This window comes from Arsukibacterium ikkense (assembly GCF_000987775.1).
GTDB classification, from domain to species: domain Bacteria; phylum Pseudomonadota; class Gammaproteobacteria; order Enterobacterales; family Alteromonadaceae; genus Alishewanella; species Alishewanella ikkense.
This window is the reverse complement of sequence record NZ_LAHO01000002.1, coordinates 238,128-255,000: the sequence shown is the minus strand read 5'-3', so window position 1 is coordinate 255,000 and position 16,873 is coordinate 238,128. Positions and strand designations below refer to the sequence as shown.

Annotated in this window: 17 protein-coding genes; 9 read left to right on the top strand and 8 right to left on the bottom strand. The window is 51.9% G+C overall.

Annotation, left to right across the window (positions count from 1 at the left end):
- Nucleotides 1-7: 7 nt before the first annotated feature.
- Both WG68_RS03170 and WG68_RS03165 read right to left on the bottom strand, forming a co-directional pair.
- Nucleotides 8-1,531, bottom strand: a complete 1,524-nt coding sequence (locus WG68_RS03170) for a sensor domain-containing diguanylate cyclase (protein WP_046556199.1) — start codon at nucleotides 1,529-1,531, stop codon at nucleotides 8-10.
- An 82-nt stretch (nucleotides 1,532-1,613) separates the two neighbouring features.
- Nucleotides 1,614-2,189: a thymidine kinase gene (locus WG68_RS03165; protein WP_046556198.1), complete on the bottom strand. Its 576-nt coding sequence runs from the start codon at nucleotides 2,187-2,189 to the stop codon at nucleotides 1,614-1,616.
- Nucleotides 2,190-2,358: 169 nt separating this feature from the next.
- Here WG68_RS03165 and WG68_RS03160 point away from each other — a divergent pair, with 169 nt between their 5' ends.
- Complete coding sequence (locus WG68_RS03160; protein ID WP_046556197.1) at nucleotides 2,359-2,775, top strand: MAPEG family protein; 417 nt, start codon at nucleotides 2,359-2,361, stop codon at nucleotides 2,773-2,775.
- A 43-nt stretch (nucleotides 2,776-2,818) separates the two neighbouring features.
- Here the strand turns inward: WG68_RS03160 and WG68_RS03155 are convergent, their stop codons facing one another.
- From WG68_RS03155 to WG68_RS03145, 3 genes are read right to left on the bottom strand one after another with little or no spacing between them, the layout of a single operon-like run.
- Nucleotides 2,819-4,048, bottom strand: a complete 1,230-nt coding sequence (locus WG68_RS03155) for an ABC transporter permease (RefSeq protein WP_046556196.1) — start codon at nucleotides 4,046-4,048, stop codon at nucleotides 2,819-2,821.
- A complete protein-coding gene (locus WG68_RS03150; RefSeq protein ID WP_046556195.1) occupies nucleotides 4,045-4,812 on the bottom strand; it encodes an ABC transporter ATP-binding protein in 768 nt (255 codons plus the stop codon). The genes WG68_RS03155 and WG68_RS03150 overlap by 4 nt, the downstream gene beginning before the upstream one ends.
- 1 nt (nucleotide 4,813) lies before the next feature.
- Nucleotides 4,814-6,238, bottom strand: coding sequence for an efflux RND transporter periplasmic adaptor subunit (locus tag WG68_RS03145; protein WP_046556194.1), 1,425 nt, complete (start codon nucleotides 6,236-6,238; stop codon nucleotides 4,814-4,816).
- A 155-nt stretch (nucleotides 6,239-6,393) separates the two neighbouring features.
- Between WG68_RS03145 and WG68_RS19000 the strand changes: the two genes are divergently transcribed.
- Nucleotides 6,394-9,075 carry a S8 family serine peptidase gene (locus tag WG68_RS19000; protein WP_083981780.1) on the top strand — a complete coding sequence of 894 codons (2,682 nt, stop codon included), beginning with the start codon at nucleotides 6,394-6,396 and terminating at the stop codon, nucleotides 9,073-9,075.
- 16 nt (nucleotides 9,076-9,091) lie between these two features.
- Nucleotides 9,092-10,303 (top strand): serine hydrolase domain-containing protein, encoded by a 1,212-nt coding sequence (locus WG68_RS03135; protein WP_235357658.1) that lies wholly within the window; start codon nucleotides 9,092-9,094, stop codon nucleotides 10,301-10,303.
- Between the two features lie 19 nt (nucleotides 10,304-10,322).
- On the opposite strand, the gene rlmA is transcribed toward WG68_RS03135, so the two are convergent.
- Nucleotides 10,323-11,120: a 23S rRNA (guanine(745)-N(1))-methyltransferase gene (rlmA, locus tag WG68_RS03130; protein WP_046556192.1), complete on the bottom strand. Its 798-nt coding sequence runs from the start codon at nucleotides 11,118-11,120 to the stop codon at nucleotides 10,323-10,325.
- Nucleotides 11,121-11,238: 118 nt separating this feature from the next.
- Here rlmA and WG68_RS03125 point away from each other — a divergent pair, with 118 nt between their 5' ends.
- The 5 genes from WG68_RS03125 (at nucleotide 11,239) to WG68_RS03105 (ending at nucleotide 14,146) form a co-directional block, all read left to right on the top strand.
- On the top strand, nucleotides 11,239-11,562 hold the full coding sequence (locus tag WG68_RS03125) for a DUF440 family protein (RefSeq protein ID WP_046556191.1): 324 nt from the start codon (nucleotides 11,239-11,241) through the stop codon (nucleotides 11,560-11,562).
- A 92-nt stretch (nucleotides 11,563-11,654) separates the two neighbouring features.
- On the top strand, nucleotides 11,655-12,287 hold the full coding sequence (locus WG68_RS03120; RefSeq protein WP_161796345.1) for an energy transducer TonB: 633 nt from the start codon (nucleotides 11,655-11,657) through the stop codon (nucleotides 12,285-12,287).
- 50 nt (nucleotides 12,288-12,337) lie between these two features.
- Nucleotides 12,338-12,910, top strand: a complete 573-nt coding sequence (locus WG68_RS03115; protein ID WP_052748928.1) for a sigma-70 family RNA polymerase sigma factor — start codon at nucleotides 12,338-12,340, stop codon at nucleotides 12,908-12,910.
- Nucleotides 12,903-13,586 carry a hypothetical protein gene (locus WG68_RS03110; RefSeq protein ID WP_046556189.1) on the top strand — a complete coding sequence of 228 codons (684 nt, stop codon included), beginning with the start codon at nucleotides 12,903-12,905 and terminating at the stop codon, nucleotides 13,584-13,586. Before WG68_RS03115 ends, WG68_RS03110 begins: the two co-directional genes overlap by 8 nt.
- A gap of 14 nt (nucleotides 13,587-13,600) precedes the next feature.
- On the top strand, nucleotides 13,601-14,146 hold the full coding sequence (locus WG68_RS03105; protein ID WP_046556188.1) for a hydrolase: 546 nt from the start codon (nucleotides 13,601-13,603) through the stop codon (nucleotides 14,144-14,146).
- 23 nt (nucleotides 14,147-14,169) lie between these two features.
- Here the strand turns inward: WG68_RS03105 and WG68_RS03100 are convergent, their stop codons facing one another.
- Nucleotides 14,170-14,979, bottom strand: coding sequence for a S1/P1 nuclease (locus WG68_RS03100; protein ID WP_046556187.1), 810 nt, complete (start codon nucleotides 14,977-14,979; stop codon nucleotides 14,170-14,172).
- Nucleotides 14,980-15,831, bottom strand: coding sequence for a 23S rRNA (adenine(2030)-N(6))-methyltransferase RlmJ (locus WG68_RS03095; RefSeq protein ID WP_046556186.1), 852 nt, complete (start codon nucleotides 15,829-15,831; stop codon nucleotides 14,980-14,982).
- 130 nt (nucleotides 15,832-15,961) lie between these two features.
- Between WG68_RS03095 and WG68_RS03090 the strand changes: the two genes are divergently transcribed.
- The gene (locus tag WG68_RS03090) at nucleotides 15,962-16,867 is read left to right on the top strand and encodes a tRNA/rRNA methyltransferase (RefSeq protein WP_083981785.1); all 906 of its coding nucleotides are present in this window, start codon (nucleotides 15,962-15,964) and stop codon (nucleotides 16,865-16,867) included.
- Nucleotides 16,868-16,873 lie beyond the last annotated feature (6 nt).

Here is a 16,873-nt window from a genome sequence, read left to right as displayed (position 1 = left end):
TACAGATTCAGCTGGCCGCGATAACCCTATTGCGGCCAGCGGCTTTGGCCTGATACAGCGCTTTGTCGGCTTTATTTAACATCTGTTTGGCGTTGGTGTCTTTATCGGCCACTAAGCTGTAGCAGCCAATACTGGCCGTTAGGTAAGAGGCAACATCAGACTTAGCATGGCGTATATTCAGTGCTTTAATATGCTGTTGCACCCGCTGTGCTATCTCCTGACAGGTTTGGTTGTCACTGCCCGGCAGGATTAAAGCAAATTCCTCACCGCCATAACGTGCGGCTATTTCGCCTTGCCGCTTAGCTTCTTTGCTAAGCGCACTGGCCACCTGTTGCAGTGCTTCATCACCGGCCTGATGGCCATAGTGGTCGTTAAAGGGTTTAAATAAATCGATATCTAATAACATTAGGCTCAGCGGTAATCCACTGCGTGCGCTGCGCTGAATTTCTTCCAGTAATTTTTCGTCAAATTGGCGACGGTTCGCTAAGCCGGTTAAGCCGTCCTGGTTTGCCTGCTTTTGCAGTTCCTGGTTGGCAGCCAGCAGCTCTTGTTGGATCTGTTGCAGCGAGCTGCGGTAGTTAACGTTCTGGATACTGTTAGCAATCATTTCGCCAACCAGTTTGATTCGACGCAGATCATTGCTGGTCCAGTTGCGTTGCCGTGCCACCATGTCACAGCCGACAAAACCTATTAGTTGCTGGCCGGCGAGCATGGCGGTGCATAATACCGAGCGAATATCTTCGTTGTTAAACTCCTGCCGTTCGCCGGCCGCTTCTGGCGGCAATTGGCTGACATCTGATACGGCGAAGATATGATCCTGCTGAATTTTTTCGAAAAAATAGGGCAGGGCATGCTCTGGGATATGCTGCAGGTTGTCTTTATGGGCGCTGATGCCCTCCCTCACCCATTCATGGGTATTACTCATTTCGGTAATATCATGATTAAACTGAAATAAATAGCTGCGGTCGGCATGGCAAAACTCGCCTAATGCTGCCAGGGCGTCTTCAACATGCAGATCCAGGGCATCACTGCTGACGTTAATCAGTTCTGTTGAAATTAGCGACATTAATTTGTCAAAAGCCAGGGCTTCTTCCAGCTCGGCGATATCTGGTGCTGGCACTGCCGTTTTACTTAGCGGGGAGCTGCTGGCTGCTGCCTGTAACGGGCACAAGGTAACAATAATGGTATTACCCAGGCTAAACTGTAACTTAATCAGCTGGCTCTGCAGTTGGTATGGTGCGGCATGGCCTTTGAGCTCCAGTATAACCTGCTGACTAAACTCAGTTCCACCCAATGCCAGTAATAACGGGTTGCTGAGCAGGCTGATTTTTTTTTGCTGCTGATCGAGCAGCCGGATTTCTGACAGTTGCGATAAGTTCAGCGATTGCTGGTTGGCGGTAAAGCCGAATAACTGCCGGGCTGCGGCATTGGCCAAAATCTCAGCTTTGGCGCTTTCTTTATAAAGCAACGCGACCGGCAATTTATCAAGAAGCGCCCAGAAATGGGGGTGGGTATCTGCACTGTCAGCCATAGATGCCTGGTATTGTTTTTTATTACTATAACGGATTTAGCCGTGCTGGCAAATAGTGCTGATTGACGGGCTACGGAACTGGCTACCAGACCAACTGCTTAAAATGTTGGCGACACATTGAAACATAGCTTTCATTACCGCCAATTTGTACCTGACTGCCGGCGGTGGCGGCGTTGCCATTGGCATCCAGCCGCACTACAAAATTCGCTTTACGGCCACAGTGGCAAATGGTTTTCAGTTCAATGAGTTTATCGGCCCAGGCCAGTAACGCCTGGCTGCCAGCAAAGGTTTCGCCTAGAAAGTCGGTGCGCAGGCCAAAAGCCAGCACCGGCACATTCAGCTCATCAACAATGTCGGTAAGCTGGCGCACCTGTGCTTTACTGAGAAATTGCGCTTCGTCAATTAACACACAATCCAGCCGGCCTGCTGTTTTAAGCTGCTGCACATGCCCGGTAAAATTAAACCCAGCGTTAAAGATATGGGCATCCATTGTCAGACCAATGCGCGAGCTGACTTTACCCAGACCATAGCGATTATCCAGCGCTGCCGTGTAAATGGCCACGGTCATACCCCGTTCCTGATAGTTATAGGCGCTTTGCAGTAAGGATGTTGATTTACCGGCATTCATTGCCGAATAGTAAAAGTAAAGTTGGGCCATTGCCTGGCTCCTGAAAATAATCCTGAAAATTGACGGCTAAGCATAACGAAAGCGGCCAGGCCTGTAAACGTTGCTGACAATCAGATATTGGCAAGCAACTTAAGCACAGGCATACTTTGCCGGTAATGGCGCTACTGTCCATGATAATAACGATATACAGGAAAAACTGATGGAAAAATTGATGTTACTGACCGCGTTTGCCCAGGTACTGCTGACCAGTGCGGTAATGATAGTGATGGGCCGGCGTCGGATCAATGCTGCCAGAAACAAAGAGATTAATGCCAGTGCGTTTCGGACCATGAATTTGACGGGCGCCAACGAGCAGGTGATAGCAACCAGCCGTAACTTTGATAATCAGTTTCAGATGCCGATGCTGTTTATATTCAGTGTGCTGTTTATTCTGCAGTTTGCCCTTGCCGATATCGGCTTTGTGGCACTGGCAGCAGCCTTTGTGGTGTTACGGGTTATGCATACGGTGGTGCATATTGGCAGTAATAGTGTGCGGTTACGGTTCAGGGTATTTCTGCTAGGTTGTTTAGTATTGTGGATTATCTGGATCCGATTGGTGCTGTTAGCACTGTTGTAATTGGCCCGCCCGGCTAACCAACAGCCGGGCGCTAAATGGCGGTTTATTCGTAACGCAGCGCATCTATTGGCTGTAGCTTAGCGGCTTTACTGGCCGGGTAGTAGCCAAAAAACACCCCAATAAGGGCGGAGAAGCCAATACTCATTAGCACCACTTCGGGTTGAATAATAGCGGTGTAGCCGGCAAAACGTTCCAGCACGCTGGTGACAATGACCGCCAGGCTTAAACCGAAAATGCCTCCTAAGCCACATAGCAGCACGGCCTCAATCAGAAACTGACGTAAAATGTCAGCCGGTTTGGCGCCAACGGCCATGCGCAGGCCAATTTCCCTGGTACGCTCGGTGACCGATACCAGCATGATATTCATAATACCAATACCACCAACCAGTAAGGACACTGAGGCCACGGCGGCCAGTAAGCCGTTGAAAATTTGCATGGTTTGCGCCCGGGTTTCGACCATTTCTGCTAAATTGCGGATCCGAAAGGGGGCATTCGGGCCGGTGCTGCGCAAGCGTTGCCGTAGCAGCGCATCTAGCTCCTGTTCCACCAGCGCCATATCGCGCTCATCTATGACCTGAACGATGATGGAGCGCACCGCTTTCGGGCTGGATAAGGTAATACCGGAGATACGTTTGCGCACAGTGTCTATCGGCATAAAAATAATATCGTCCTGATCGTTACCCTGGGTATTCTGACCTTTGCTATTCAGTACGCCAATCACAGTTACCGGTACCTTGTTTACCCGTATGGTCTGGCCCAGCGGATCGCCTGCGCCAAACAATTCGCGTTGCACGGTCTGGCCTATTACCGCCACCCGGCCGGCACTGGCCAGCTCAGTGTCACTAAAGGTGCGGCCGTTAACCACCTGCCAGCTTTGCGCCTGATAAATTTTATTATCGACGCCAATAATGCTGGGGGCCCAGTTAATATTGCCAAAAACAATCTGGCCGCTGGCCTGTAACACGGGGGCGGCAATGCTGACCTGGGGTAGTTGGTTTTCAATGGCCAGTGCGTCCATTTCAGTCAAGCCCTGGCTGGCGCCGCTGGCCTGGCGGGCGCCGCCGGAAAAACGGCCACTGGCAAAAATGACAAACACATTGCCGCCCAGGCTTTTTATCTGCTGATCTACTTCATAGCGGGCGCCGCTGCCAAGCGCCAGCATAATAATCACCGCAGCCACCCCGATAATAATACCCAGCATGGTCAGGATGCTGCGCATTAAATTCACTCTCAGGGCAACCCAGGCCACATTTAACAGAAGCATCAGGTTCATGCTAAAGCCTCTGCCAGTTTGGTTTGCCGAAAATAGCGCAGGGCGTCGCTGGCATTGGCCGGCACCGTGCGTTTATCAGACAGTAACTGGCCATCACGAAAGACCAGTTGTCGGTTGGCAAAAGCTGCGATATCAGGCTCGTGGGTAACCAGCACTATAGTGGTACCTTGCTGATGTAACTGCTGAAATAACGCCATAATCTCCAGGCCGGTTTCGGTATCAAGCGCGCCGGTAGGTTCATCGGCTAAAATAACGGCTGGCCGGTTAACCAGCGCCCGGGCAATGGCCACCCGCTGCTGCTGACCGCCCGATAACTGCGAGGGATGATGATCGAGCCGCTCGCCCAGGCCAACCAGCTCCAGACACGCTTTACTGCGGGCGATGGCTGCTGCTTTACTGTTTTTGGTATACAGCAGGGGTAGCATCACGTTGTCCAGCGCCGTGGTGCGGGGCAGCAGGTTAAACTGCTGAAATACAAAGCCAATATATTGATTGCGCACTTCGGCTAACCGGGCGGCAGACAGATGGGTGACATCTTCACCCTGCACCAGGATCTGGCCACTGCTGGGTGAATCAAGGCAGCCCAGCATATTCATGAAGGTGGATTTACCCGAGCCGGAGGGCCCCATCACAGCAGTAAAATCGGTTTTGTTAATCTGCAGGGTAACACCCTTCAGGGCTTTGACGGTTTGCTCGCCCATCTGGTAGTGTTTTTCAATTTGGCGGGTTTGCAGCACAACGCCCGCTGTTTCGTTGCTTGTCATATTAGTCAGCCCTTACCGCACGCACAATGACGGCGTCGTCCTGGCTCAGCTTGCCTGATAGCACTTCTGAGTATTCGTCGTTGGCCAGGCCAATGCTGATATCCACTGCATAAGGTTGCTGTTTGGCATCCAGCAACCAGACCCGGGCAGGGGTGCCTTGCTCGGTTTGCTGCCGCTGTTGGCGCCGCGCCGCCGCTAGCTCGCTAAACTGCTGATACTCTTCAGCAGTTAATATCAGCCGGATATCATTGTTGAGCTTTTGGCGTAACTGCTGCATTTGCTGGCGTGCGTCGGTTGCCCCGCTATTGCTGCGCATGGTTTGCATGGCGCGGCCAAAATCAGCGTAAAGCTGGCGAACTTTGCTGGCTTTATCGGCCGGTAATTGCAACTGGGCCAGCAGCTCGGCAGTTGGATCGGCCTGGTTGCGGCTGCTCTGGCTGACGCCGGCCGGGCGAAACCGCAGTGCGGCATTGGGTACCCGCAGCACATCGGTTTGCCGGCCGCGGATCACATTCAGGTTGGCTGTCATGCCCGGTAACAGCAGCTGTTGCTGATTAGGGGCACTAATAATCACTTTGTAGGTTACCACGCTGGCCACGTTACTGGCGGCTTTACGTACTTGTGCTACTTCGCCGCTGAACTGGCGCTGTGGATAGGCATCAACCTGAAAGCGCACTTGCTGGCCTTGTTGCAACTTGCCAATATCGGCCTCGTCAACATCGGCTTCAATTTGCATCTGCCTGAGATCCTGGGCAATGGTAAACAGGGTGGGGGCCGACAGGCTGGCGGCTACCGTCTGGCCAATATCAACCTGACGGTCAATAACAATACCATTAACCGGCGAGCGGATATTGGTGCGATCTAAATCAAGCTGCGCTTGCTCCAGTGCGGCCAGGCGTTGTAACAGCTGGGCGTCGGCGCTTTGGATCTGGGCCTTGGCCAGGGCTATCTGGGCGCTGGCAATATCAAAGTCTGCCAGGGCGCTGTCCAGATCACTTTGGTTACTCAGTTGCTGGCGCATTAATTGTTGTTGCCGGCTATAAGCACGTTCAGCACGTGCCAGTTCAGCGTTGGCGCGTTGCAGCCCGGCCTGCTGCTGAGCCAGATTAGCATTGGCCATCACCACATCGGCCTCGCTTTGCCGCACCCTGGCCTGAAAGCTGCGATCGTCCAGCCTTGCAATCAGCTGGCCCTGGCTGACAAGGTCATTAAAATCGACCAACAGTTCAGTGATCAGGCCCGACACTTCGGTACCAACTTCTACCGTCACCACGGCCCGGGTGGTGCCTGCGGTATTCACCACGCTTTCAATATCACCGCGATCCAGGGTGGCGAGTTGAAAGCGAACCGGGTTTGATTCGCCTACCGGCAGCCAGAACCAACCTGCAATAATCAGCGATATTATGATTAAGATAGCGTAGCGCACTGCAAATACTCCAACTGAAAATTTTTCAGCAATATAACTGCTTAACCGCGGCGATAACAGTTGCCTTCGGTAAAGGTTGTGTAAAACTGCGCCGGATAGGTATTATCGGGCGTATAGCTTATTATCTAATCAGTTGTTATACATTGGAGATCTGTATGAGCAGGCAATTCATCAGTGCCCTGTTGCTGGGAGGGGGGGCAATGCTAACCGGGCCGTTGCCGGCTGAAGCTGGCAGGTTAATTATCGCAACCGACCAGGTGAGTGAGCGCCACAGCACACCGTTGTTAAGTGCGGTGCAAGGTCAGTTTAGCAGTGGCTATGCCAGTAAAGTGGAACTGATTGGTTTGGATAATGCTGGTTTAGAACAGCGCTCAGCTGGCCTGGTAAGGGTGCTGCTTGCTGATGGCGTTGAGCTGCAACAGGCGCTGCGTTATTACCGCAACTTACCCGGGGTTCGCTTTGCTGAGCCCGATTTTCGCCTGCAGAAACAGCAAATCCCCAACGACCCGCAATTTAACCAGCAATGGCATTTAGGCGCGCAGCAGGGCATTAACGCCCCTGGTTTCTGGCAACACAGTACCGGTGACGGCCAACTGGTGATGGCGGTAATTGATACCGGGGTGGCATATCAGCACCCTGATTTGCAGGCCAATCTCTGGCGTAATCCTGCGGAAACCGTCAATGGCCAGGACGATGATGGCAACGGTTATATTGATGATATTTACGGTATAGATACCGCCAACAATACCAGCAACCCGCTGGATCTGGACGGCCATGGCACCCAGATCAATGGCATTATTGGCGCCACAACCAATAATGGCGAAGGGGTGGCCGGTGTCAACTGGCAGGTGCAGCTACTGCATTGCAAGTTTTTGGATGAAACCGGTAGCGGTTTTGTCAGTGATGCTATTGCTTGTCTGGACTATATTCTGGATTTAAAGCAAAACCGCGGTATCAATATTATCGCCAGTAATAATTCCTGGGGTGGCCCGGGGGAGTCGCAGGCGTTATATGAAGCCATAGCGCGTCAGCAGCAGGCCGGCATTTTATTTATCGCCAGCGCGGGCAACAGCGGCAACCAAAGCCCGTTGTACCCGGCCGCTTATGATTTAGCTAATATTATCAGCGTCGCGGCGCATACTCAGCAACAAACTAAAGCCAGCTTTAGCAATTATGGTCGCAGCTGGGTAGATGTAACGGCGCCAGGCGTTGCCATTCAAACCACCGATTTAAACAACGGTTATGCGGCAGTGGCCGGCACCTCAATGGCGGCACCGGTTGTCACCGGCCTGGTAGCCTTGTTAAAAGCAGCTGACCCGGCTCTGGACTGGCGAGCGTTGCGGGCCCGTATTTTGTTAAGTGGCAAAACCAGCGACGACCCGCTGATTAGTGAGCATACGCTAAGCGGCAAATTACTGCTGGCCAGTAACGCGGGTAGCAGCCAGGCAACCGTTAGTGGCGCACTGGAGTGTCAAACCCCACTGGCCCGGCGGATTATGCCCGGCCCGACCACCATGTATCTTACCCCTGGCAGCACGCTTGATATCAGGGTGCTTAGCTTAGCGTGCAGTGGTGCCAGCATATTACCGACGGTAACCGAGCTAACGACTGGCCAGCGTATTGCGCTAAGCGAGCGCGACGGCGCCAATGATGGCATTTACTCTGGCCAGTGGTTATTTGCCGGTCAGCCGGCTCAGCTGCAATTTGCCGATTCAGTGGTAACAGTGCAGCCCCGTAACGACGACTACTGCAGCGGGCAGAACAACCTGGCGGTACCGCTGGCTCAGTGCAACGCGCTGGTGCAGTTGTATTACGATACGCTTGGCCAGAGCTGGCTGAATAATAGCGGCTGGTTAAATCCGGCCACTGCGGTGTGCAACTGGGCAGGCGTCAGTTGCAGTGGTGGTCAGGTAACCGGGCTGGCACTAAATAACAATAATTTAAGTGGTGAGCTGCCAGCAGCGCTGAGCGGCTTGACGGCGCTCACTGAGCTGGATTTAAGTTTTAACAGTTTAACGGGTAGTTTCCCGGCGGTACTGCTGGAACTGACAACCCTGCAAAGCCTGAGCCTGTGGCAAAATGGTTTGACAGGCAGTATTCCTGCAGCCATTAGTCAGCTAAGCGCGCTACGGCAGCTGGACCTGTCGTTTAATAATTTCAGCGGTGCTTTACCAGCCAGTATTGGCCAGTTAGCGCCGTTACAGCAGTTGTTTGTTGAATCTAATCAGTTTACTGGCGCGCTGCCGCAAGCGCTGGCACAACTTAGTAATTTGCAGGTACTATGGTTGGCTGATAACAATTTTAATGGTACCTTGCCGCAGAATTTTGTCGAGTTGGCCAGTTTGCGGGCATTCAGTTACCAGAATACCAGCCTGTGTCCGCCAAGAAATCTGGCGTTCTCCAGTTGGTTAGCCGGGCTTACCACGCTGGAACGCAATACGGATTGTGCCAACAACAGCCCTGTAGTGACGACCACGGCTAATATTGTGGCTGGCAGTGGCAGTGTAGTGCAACTGCAGGCAACGGCAACTGACAGTGATAATGATGTTTTAAGCTATCGTTGGCAGCAAATTTCCGGGCCAGCCGTGGTGCTGGCCAATGCCAGCACGTTAACGGCCAGTTTTACTGCGCCGCAGCTAAGCAGCAGCGCCAACCTGGTATTTCGTTTTACGGCCGATGACGGTCTGAGCCAGAGCAGCAGTGACAGCACAGTGCGGGTAAATCCGCCAGGCAGCAGCGCTGACACTGGCAGCAGTGGAGGCACACTGGCATATAGTTGGTTGCTATTGTGCGGCTGGTTAGGTTGGCGACATCTGGGCGCAAAAGGCTGGCGTTAATGATTAAGAGGTAATTTTGGTACGGGTATTTTTAGCGATAACACTTCTGATATTAACAACGGCGCCACTGGCGCAGCCTGTCAGCGAGTCAGCGCTGGCAATAGAAATGCTTGGCCCGGAGCTGGCAGAGTTTGACCGTTATTTTAGCGAGAAAATGGCTGAACATGCTATTCCGGGTGCGGCCTATGCCATTGTTTATAAAAATAAAATAATCAGTGCTAAGGGCTATGGGGTTAGAACGCTTGGCAGTGATGCCAAGGTTGATCCCTATACGGTATTCAGAATCGCCTCGGTATCAAAAACCTTTGCGGCAGGGCTGGCCAGTTTGCTGGAAGAGCGCGGCCACTTTCGCTGGGATGAGCCGGTTGTACAGTATATTCCGGAGTTTTCCTTTAAAAATGCGCTATATAATCCGCAATTAAAAATTGAACATTTACTGGCGCAAAGTAGCGGTGTAATGCCCAACGCTTATGACAACCTGATTGAAGCCAATGTCATGCCGGAGCGGATACTGCCACAGTTTCAAAAAATTGACCCATTGTGTAACCCCGGCCAGTGCTACGGTTATCAGAATGTGTTGTTCAGCCTGATTGAGCCCATTATCAGCCAAACCACCACCAGTGATTACGCCAGCTCGCTGCGCAAGAATATTTTTGAACCACTGCAGTTGCCTACGGCGTCAGTAGGGCTGGAAGCTTACTTACTGAATGAAAACCGGGCCAGTCCGCATATCCGGGCCAGAGGCAGCTGGCATGCGCGTAATGTAAACCAGAGTTATTACCGGTTTGCACCGGCCGCTGGCGTTAATGCCAGTGTCATTGATTTAAGCCACTGGCTGATTGCGCAACTGGGCTATTACCCGCAAGTGATGCCACAAAAAGTGCTGGATAAAATCGTTGAAAAACGGGTGAGAACACCGCGCGATTTACGCCGGCCGCAATGGCGAAATTATATTAAAGATGCGCATTATGCCCTGGGCTGGCGGGTATATCAGTTTGGCGCTGAACAGCTGATTTATCACGGTGGTTGGGTGCAGGGCTTTCGGGCAGAACTGGCGTATTCACGTGAGCGTGAGCTGGGGTTGGTTATATTACTTAATGCTGAGTCGAATGTGGTAAATGAGCTTACTACTACCTTTTGGGCCACCATGTTTGGGGCCATGCAACAACAGGAACAAACCCGCTTAGCTAACTGTACTGTTGATACCGCCGGCCAAACACAGTGTTAGTTAAGCTCGCTAAGCTGTTTTAGTGTCGCTGATAAACATCCAGTAAAAAATCGATACTGATTTGTTTGGTTGATGTCACAAAGGCACTGCGGTTTTCCGGGGTGAATTTCCAGGCCAGTGGCACCATTTGCAACAGGTTATCTAATTGCTCAGGGGCGGTGATTAGCAGCGGGTAGCTAAGGCGTTGCCGGCTGATATGGCTAAAGCCCGGCTCGGGTTTTACTTTATCATCATGCAGTTTTACCTCGCGGTATACCGCTTGTTTCATTTCTACTAAATGCGCCGGCCCCGGGCTGACGCTGATTAACAAGCCTTGCGGTTGAATGATCCGCTGTAATTCGTGGTTATCTGATGGCGCATAAATACGGATAACAGTATCAAAATAATGGGCAGCAAACGGCAGCTGATAAGCGCTGGCCACCGCAAAACGAATGGCCGGGTAGTGGCGGGCAGCATATTTAATCGCGGCTCTGGAAATATCAATACCATTAAGCGTAGTGTCGTTGCTTAACGCCTGTTGTAAGCGACCGCTGTAATAGCCCTCGCCACAGCCTAAATCCAGCACTGTTGACGGCACAGCGTTTTGCACCACCTGATTCAGCGCATCAGACAGCGGCTGATAGGCAGCACTTTGCAAAAAAGCGCGGCGGGCCTGCATCATCGCTTTGTTATCGCCGGGATCTTTTGAATTTTTCTGCTGCACCGGCAGTAAATTAACGTAACCTTCTTTGGCCAGGTCAAAACTGTGCTTGCTGGCACATTGGTACTGACGGTTTATTAACTGCAAGTTCTGCTGACAAAGGGGACAAGTATACATGCGACATTCCGCTGAAATTAACCGCCACAGTTTAACAGCATGGCAGCTTTGCGTGCAAAGCCTTGCTATACTGCCGGCCAAAATGCAGTAGTAAAACCAGGTTTTTAAGGCAGGTAATATGCAAGATTTAGAATTGTGGTCGATGGATGAGCTTTGTGATCACGCTTTTGATATTTTTGAGGAGCTGGCTGCAGAAAACCTCAGCGCGGCAGATTATGGCCTGTACCAGCAGCAATATGAGCAGCGCGGTTATGTGGACTTAGTGATCCCGGGGCCGGAGTGGGTAGAGTTGATCATGCAGGATTTAGAGCCAGAGCTGCATTATGAAGCGCAGATAGGCTTAACCGGCCTTGATGGCGAGGCTGACAGGGTACTGGCCCGTATTTTACTCAGCCGCGAAAAACATGATGCGCTGTGTCATGCCCAATGGCGCGGTGATTAATTCTTTTTGCTGGCGTAGCCAATAATATTTAAAATAATTTAACCCCCTGGTCAGTCCTCCGTCGTCTAATGATTAAACACGGAGGACACCCTATGCACAGCATTCACTTTTCAAACCATGTCAGTACCCTAAACCGGATGTTCAGCAGCATGTTGCTGGCAGCGCTGGTTACTTTTAGTTTGTTTGCCATGATGTACCTGCTGATAAAGCCGCCCCTGGCCGAACGGCCGGTGCAAGTGACGTTGCCGGTAGTAGAATTATTTGTAAACCCGGAAGACCCGCCAGTGGTGGTGAAAACACTACCGACACCCCCGCCACCGGTAGTGCCGCCTGAAGCTGCGCCACGCAACATATCAGAAGTAACCAGAGTAGATTTACCCGGGCCAACCCTGACGGTTGCGCCACCTGATATTACTCCCACCATAAGCCGGTTTGGTGCGGGTATAGATAGCGCGGCGACGCCAGTGGTAAGGGTGGAGCCACGCTTTCCGCTGGATGCACTGCGCGATGGTATCAGTGGTTGGGTAAAACTCAGTTTCAGCATCGACGAAGCAGGTGCTGTTACCGATGTTAAAGTACTACAAGCTGAACCCAGAGGCGTGTTTGAACGCGAAGCTGCCAGAGCTTTACGGCGCTGGAAATATCAGCCGCAAGTTATTGACGGTAAAGCGATTCGGCAGAGTAATTTACAAGTAGTACTCGATTTTACCGTGGATGCTGGCTAAGCTCAGTTAAGGCGCTCTGGTCAATACACCCAAGCAGAAGGATGTGGCTTATGACATGGTCTTTAATACTGCCAGGCTGGTTTAACCGCACCAGCTGCGCCGATGAGCTGATGCAGCAGTTTCAGCAAAGTGGCGAGTTACAGTCTCTGGAACGGTTGATACAGCAATGTGGTGATGATTTGTATCACTTTTTGTTGCGCCAGGCTGATGCGCAGCTGGCGGCGGATATCAGCCAGCAGTGTTGGTTAAAAGTATTGGAAAACCGGCACAGCTACCGGGCACAAAGCCGCTTTAAAACCTGGTTATTTACTATTGCCAGAAACGCCTTGCTGGATGAGCTGCGCAGGCAGCAACGCTGGCAGGGCAGCCAGTGGCAGGATAGCTTCGCAGCTGATGATGCTTCTGTTACTGAACAGCTGGCAGGCATGCAGCAAAAGCAGCGTTTGGCGGCGGCTTTAGTTGCCTTGCCACCGTTGCAACGCGAGGCTATTTTGCTGCAATTAGAAGACTTTAGCCTGGAGGAGATCGCGCATATTACGGCTGAACTGCCAGAAACTATTAAAAGCAGATTACGCTATGGGCGTGAGCGTTTAGCTCAGCTGATGGGAGACGATAATGTCTAATCACGATTCAGACGATGAGTTAGCGAAACTATATAAAAACCTGAAAGCCGGGCAACCAATGCCAATGGCGCTGAAACAGCGGATCCGGCAGCAGGCGAAGCAACGGATCAGCCAAAATAACTGGCGCTCATGGGGGTATTTCTCTCAGTTTGCGCTGGGTTGTACGGCTTTAGTCTTAGTGCTCAGCTGGGTTAATCCTGCTAAGCTGCCAACTTATTATCAAATTGACACAGTCATTAGCGCAGGCAGCAGCAACATGGCTGAGCTTAGTGTACAGTGGCATCATTTAACGGCTGCCAGCACAGATAGTAAAAGCAAAGACCGTGCTCAGACAGAGAGGGTGCAACAACGGCTAAGCCGGTTACAGCAGCAGCAACGTGAATTGCAGCAAGCGGGAACGCGCGCCACTGAACTACAGCGCCAGGTAGGGCTGCTGACCCAGCATGATGATGAATGGCAAATTGCGATGTGCGACAACAAGCAATTGCATCTGGCGTTAGAGCTGGTGCATGAGCTCAGCGCACTAATGCAGATAGCACCGCAGCTGCAACCGCAATGGGTTGAATTGCAGTTTGCGCCAAGCGGATATATTTTAGCGATTGCCGCTTTGCCCGCGTCTGGCGCTGAGCGGCAATGCCCATCACCACAACCAACCGTGGTGCAACAACAAAGCTAACAAGTGGAACGGTGATGTTATTACAAGCTAACAACAGCTTAGTGTTATTGATAGATATTCAGCAAAAGCTGGCGCCGGCAATTTATGACACAAAGGCGTTAGAGCAGGCGGCTACCTGGGTATTGCAAGTGGCGTTGCAGCTGGATATTCCGTTGCTGGCCACTGAGCATTACCCCAAGGGGCTGGGCCATACCGTCGCCAGCATCCGTGAATTGCTGAGTGACGAGGCGGTAATGGAGAAAATTCACTTCAGTGCCTGGCGTGAGCCTGCAGTGCAACAACAACTGGTTAGCCTTGGCCGGCAGCAAATTGTGTTGATAGGTACCGAAAGCCATGTTTGTGTGCTGCAAACTGCGCTGGATTTAGTGGCAGCAGGTTATCAGGTGTTTGTGGTTTTTGAGGCGGTGGGATCACGCACGCCTGATAATAAGCAACTGGCACTTAGCCGGATGCAGCAGGCGGGTTGCCAGATAATCAGCAAAGAAATGCTGGCGTTTGAATGGTTAGAGCGCGGCGATCATGAAAGCTTTCGCCAGATCAGCAAAGGCTGGATCCGCTAACTTTTCAGTTAGCGGTTAAGCTGTTATTCTTTTCCAGCAAATAATGCATCAAGGGTTGCCGCCAGCCGCACAGCCGCTTGCAGCAGGCGTTGTTCCAGCACCTGCTGATGCTTAGTCAGATAACTGTCATCAATTAACATGCCCGGCCGGTACTGCTGATACAGGCCGATGGTGATGCTGGCCGATTCATTGGTCCAGGTCATCAGGTCGCTGTCTTGCCATTTTTGCTGCATTGCCGGGGTTAAACTGGCAAACAATTGTTGCTGTTTTGCCGGCTCGTTGTAGCCCAGTTTAACCAGCATGGCGGTATCCCACACGCCATGTAAATTGGAGGGCTCACCAAAAAAGTAAACGGCAGTGCGGTTGCCACCCAAATCATCAGCAAAGCTAACATGCAGCGGCTGATGTAAATCAGCAATGTGATGGCTCAAAAACAGCAGCGCCTGCCAGTCTGTTTTATCCTGTTGCAACCGGCGCTGCATATCTTCTATGGCCGATACCACACAACCCACTTCGGGGCAGTGCTGGCGGGTAACCTTGGTTTCGCCACGCTGTAAATTAATATAGTGATGTGGCCGGCTCCAGGCAAATTCATCTTGCGAGCGCACTTCATCAGGCCAGACACAGGCCGGGCCAAAGCGTTGATAGGGTGTGGCCTGTAATAACTTATCTAGTTTGTTGCGGGTAGCCGGCTGCACCAGCTGATAGCTCATGTCGCAAATCATATTATGACCAGTACGGCCAAACGCCTGAGTCTCTGCTGCCAGCAGCAGTAACATGATGCTAAGTAAGCAGATGCCGTTAACGCGGATTATCTTATTTACTAAATGCATTTATTCTCCTACCAGCTGGCTGACTTGCCACAGGTTACTACCTTGATGATCACTGCCTGCCAGCATCGGCGCCAGCTCGGCCAGTGCTTCACGCATACTGGCCGCTAAGGTATAGGGGGAATTTATCACCAGCATGCCGCTACCACTCATGCCAAAACCGGCTTTATCAGGCTGCGGGCAAAACTCAATGCGCAGTTGGTTTTTAATGCCGGTAGCAACAATGGCATTAATAAAGGCTTCGATGGCCGGGCGTTCAATCACCGGATACCAGATAGCGTAAGTAGCTTGTGGGAAACGCCGGTACGCTTCTGCCAGCCCCGCCACCACATCGCTATATTCGGTTTTCAGTTCGTACGGTGGGTCTATCAGCACCAGGCCACGTTTTACCAGTGGCGGTAACATGGCTTTAAAACCGGCCCAGGCATCGAGATGTTCAATGCGGCTGTAGCGGCGCCGGGCAAACTGGCTTTGCAAAATGGGGAAGTCGCTGGGATGCAGCTCGGTAGCCTGAATTGTGTCTTGCGGGCGCAGTAGCATGGCCGCAATTTTCGGTGAGCCGGGGTAAAATGCCAGGTTATTATCCGGGTTCAGGCTGTTAATCAGATTTAAATAGCTGGCCAGTGCGGCAGACTTGGCCTGATACTGCCATAAACGGCCAATGCCCTGCTGATATTCGGCTGTTTTTTGTGCCTGCTCACTGCCAAGGCTATATAAACCCGCACCGGCATGGCTGTCGTGGTAACACAGCGGCTTATCTTTTTGCAGCAGGTAATCAAGAATGGCCACCTGTACCAGATGTTTTAACACATCGGCATGATTGCCGGCATGATAACTGTGACGATAACTAAGCATGCGGCAATAACCCCGGAAAAAGTGCGCATAAATGATGCCGCCAAGGATACTGAGCTAGCTGAAAAATACAAGTAATAGCAGGGCAGCAATGCTAAAATTGGCGCCATATCACGGTATTCAGGACTTTTTCATGGTTGATCAACCCAAACGCGCTGGCCGCAGCCAGCAACAGCGACAAGCCAAACCGGGCAATAAAGACCATAAACATACAGCCTTACAAAAGCCGTGGACAAAAACTGATAAGGCTGGCGCTGGTAAGCCTAACCGCGGTGCAGCCGGTGGCAAGGGGCACGCGGCAAAAGCGGTGCAGGATGAAAGTAAAGTATACGGTGACAACGCCTGTCGGGTGCTGTTTAGCCAGCGGCCTGAAGCGATTATCCGCTTATATATATCCCAGCAACTGGCACCGAAATTTGCTGATGTCATGAAGTACCTGGCCGCAGCAAAAAAGGCCTATCACATTGTTGATGATGCTGAGCTGGAGAAAGTTGCCGCCAGCCAGCACCATGGCGGTATCGTGTTGCTGGTAAAACGTAAGCCCATTAGCAGTATTGCCAGTTATTTAAACCAAACTATACCCCGGCATGACTGTTTACTGGCCCTCGACGGCGTAGGCAACCCGCACAACTTAGGGGCGATTGCCCGTACCTGCGCCCATTTTGGGGTAACCGGTATTATTATGCGCGAGCCGCAGTTATTGCAGTCGGGTGCAGCGCTGCGCACGGCCGAGGGTGGGGGCGAGTTTATTTCGCCGCTTAGCTGTGATGATATGCCACTAGCCTTGCAGCTATGCAAGCAAGCGGGCTATAGCCTGGTAACCACATCAAGCCATGGCGGCCAGTCGTTGTATAACACGGCCTTACCGCAAAAAGTGGTAATAGTATTTGGCGAGGAGATGTTTGGTGTATCAAAAGCCGTGGCAAATAGCGCCGATATTGCACTGCAAATACCAGGCACTGGCAAAGTGGAATCGCTGAATGTCAGTGTCGCGGCCAGTTTAATCGTCGGTGAGTGGTACCGGCAGCAGCTTGGTTGATCTGAT

Excerpts from the sequence above, each read along its gene's own strand:
- WG68_RS03170 (WP_046556199.1), bottom strand. The coding sequence starts at position 1,531 with ATGGCTGACAGTGCAGATACCCACCCCCATTTCTGGGCGCTTCTTGAT.
- WG68_RS03165 (WP_046556198.1), bottom strand. The coding sequence starts at position 2,189 with ATGGCCCAACTTTACTTTTACTATTCGGCAATGAATGCCGGTAAATCA.
- WG68_RS03160 (WP_046556197.1), top strand. The coding sequence starts at position 2,359 with ATGGAAAAATTGATGTTACTGACCGCGTTTGCCCAGGTACTGCTGACC.
- WG68_RS03155 (WP_046556196.1), bottom strand. The coding sequence starts at position 4,048 with ATGAACCTGATGCTTCTGTTAAATGTGGCCTGGGTTGCCCTGAGAGTG.
- WG68_RS03150 (WP_046556195.1), bottom strand. The coding sequence starts at position 4,812 with ATGACAAGCAACGAAACAGCGGGCGTTGTGCTGCAAACCCGCCAAATT.
- WG68_RS19000 (WP_083981780.1), top strand. The coding sequence starts at position 6,394 with ATGAGCAGGCAATTCATCAGTGCCCTGTTGCTGGGAGGGGGGGCAATG.
- rlmA (WP_046556192.1), bottom strand. The coding sequence starts at position 11,120 with ATGTATACTTGTCCCCTTTGTCAGCAGAACTTGCAGTTAATAAACCGT.
- WG68_RS03125 (WP_046556191.1), top strand. The coding sequence starts at position 11,239 with ATGCAAGATTTAGAATTGTGGTCGATGGATGAGCTTTGTGATCACGCT.
- WG68_RS03120 (WP_161796345.1), top strand. The coding sequence starts at position 11,655 with ATGCACAGCATTCACTTTTCAAACCATGTCAGTACCCTAAACCGGATG.
- WG68_RS03115 (WP_052748928.1), top strand. The coding sequence starts at position 12,338 with ATGACATGGTCTTTAATACTGCCAGGCTGGTTTAACCGCACCAGCTGC.
- WG68_RS03110 (WP_046556189.1), top strand. The coding sequence starts at position 12,903 with ATGTCTAATCACGATTCAGACGATGAGTTAGCGAAACTATATAAAAAC.
- WG68_RS03105 (WP_046556188.1), top strand. The coding sequence starts at position 13,601 with ATGTTATTACAAGCTAACAACAGCTTAGTGTTATTGATAGATATTCAG.
- WG68_RS03100 (WP_046556187.1), bottom strand. The coding sequence starts at position 14,979 with ATGCATTTAGTAAATAAGATAATCCGCGTTAACGGCATCTGCTTACTT.
- WG68_RS03095 (WP_046556186.1), bottom strand. The coding sequence starts at position 15,831 with ATGCTTAGTTATCGTCACAGTTATCATGCCGGCAATCATGCCGATGTG.
- WG68_RS03090 (WP_083981785.1), top strand. The coding sequence starts at position 15,962 with ATGGTTGATCAACCCAAACGCGCTGGCCGCAGCCAGCAACAGCGACAA.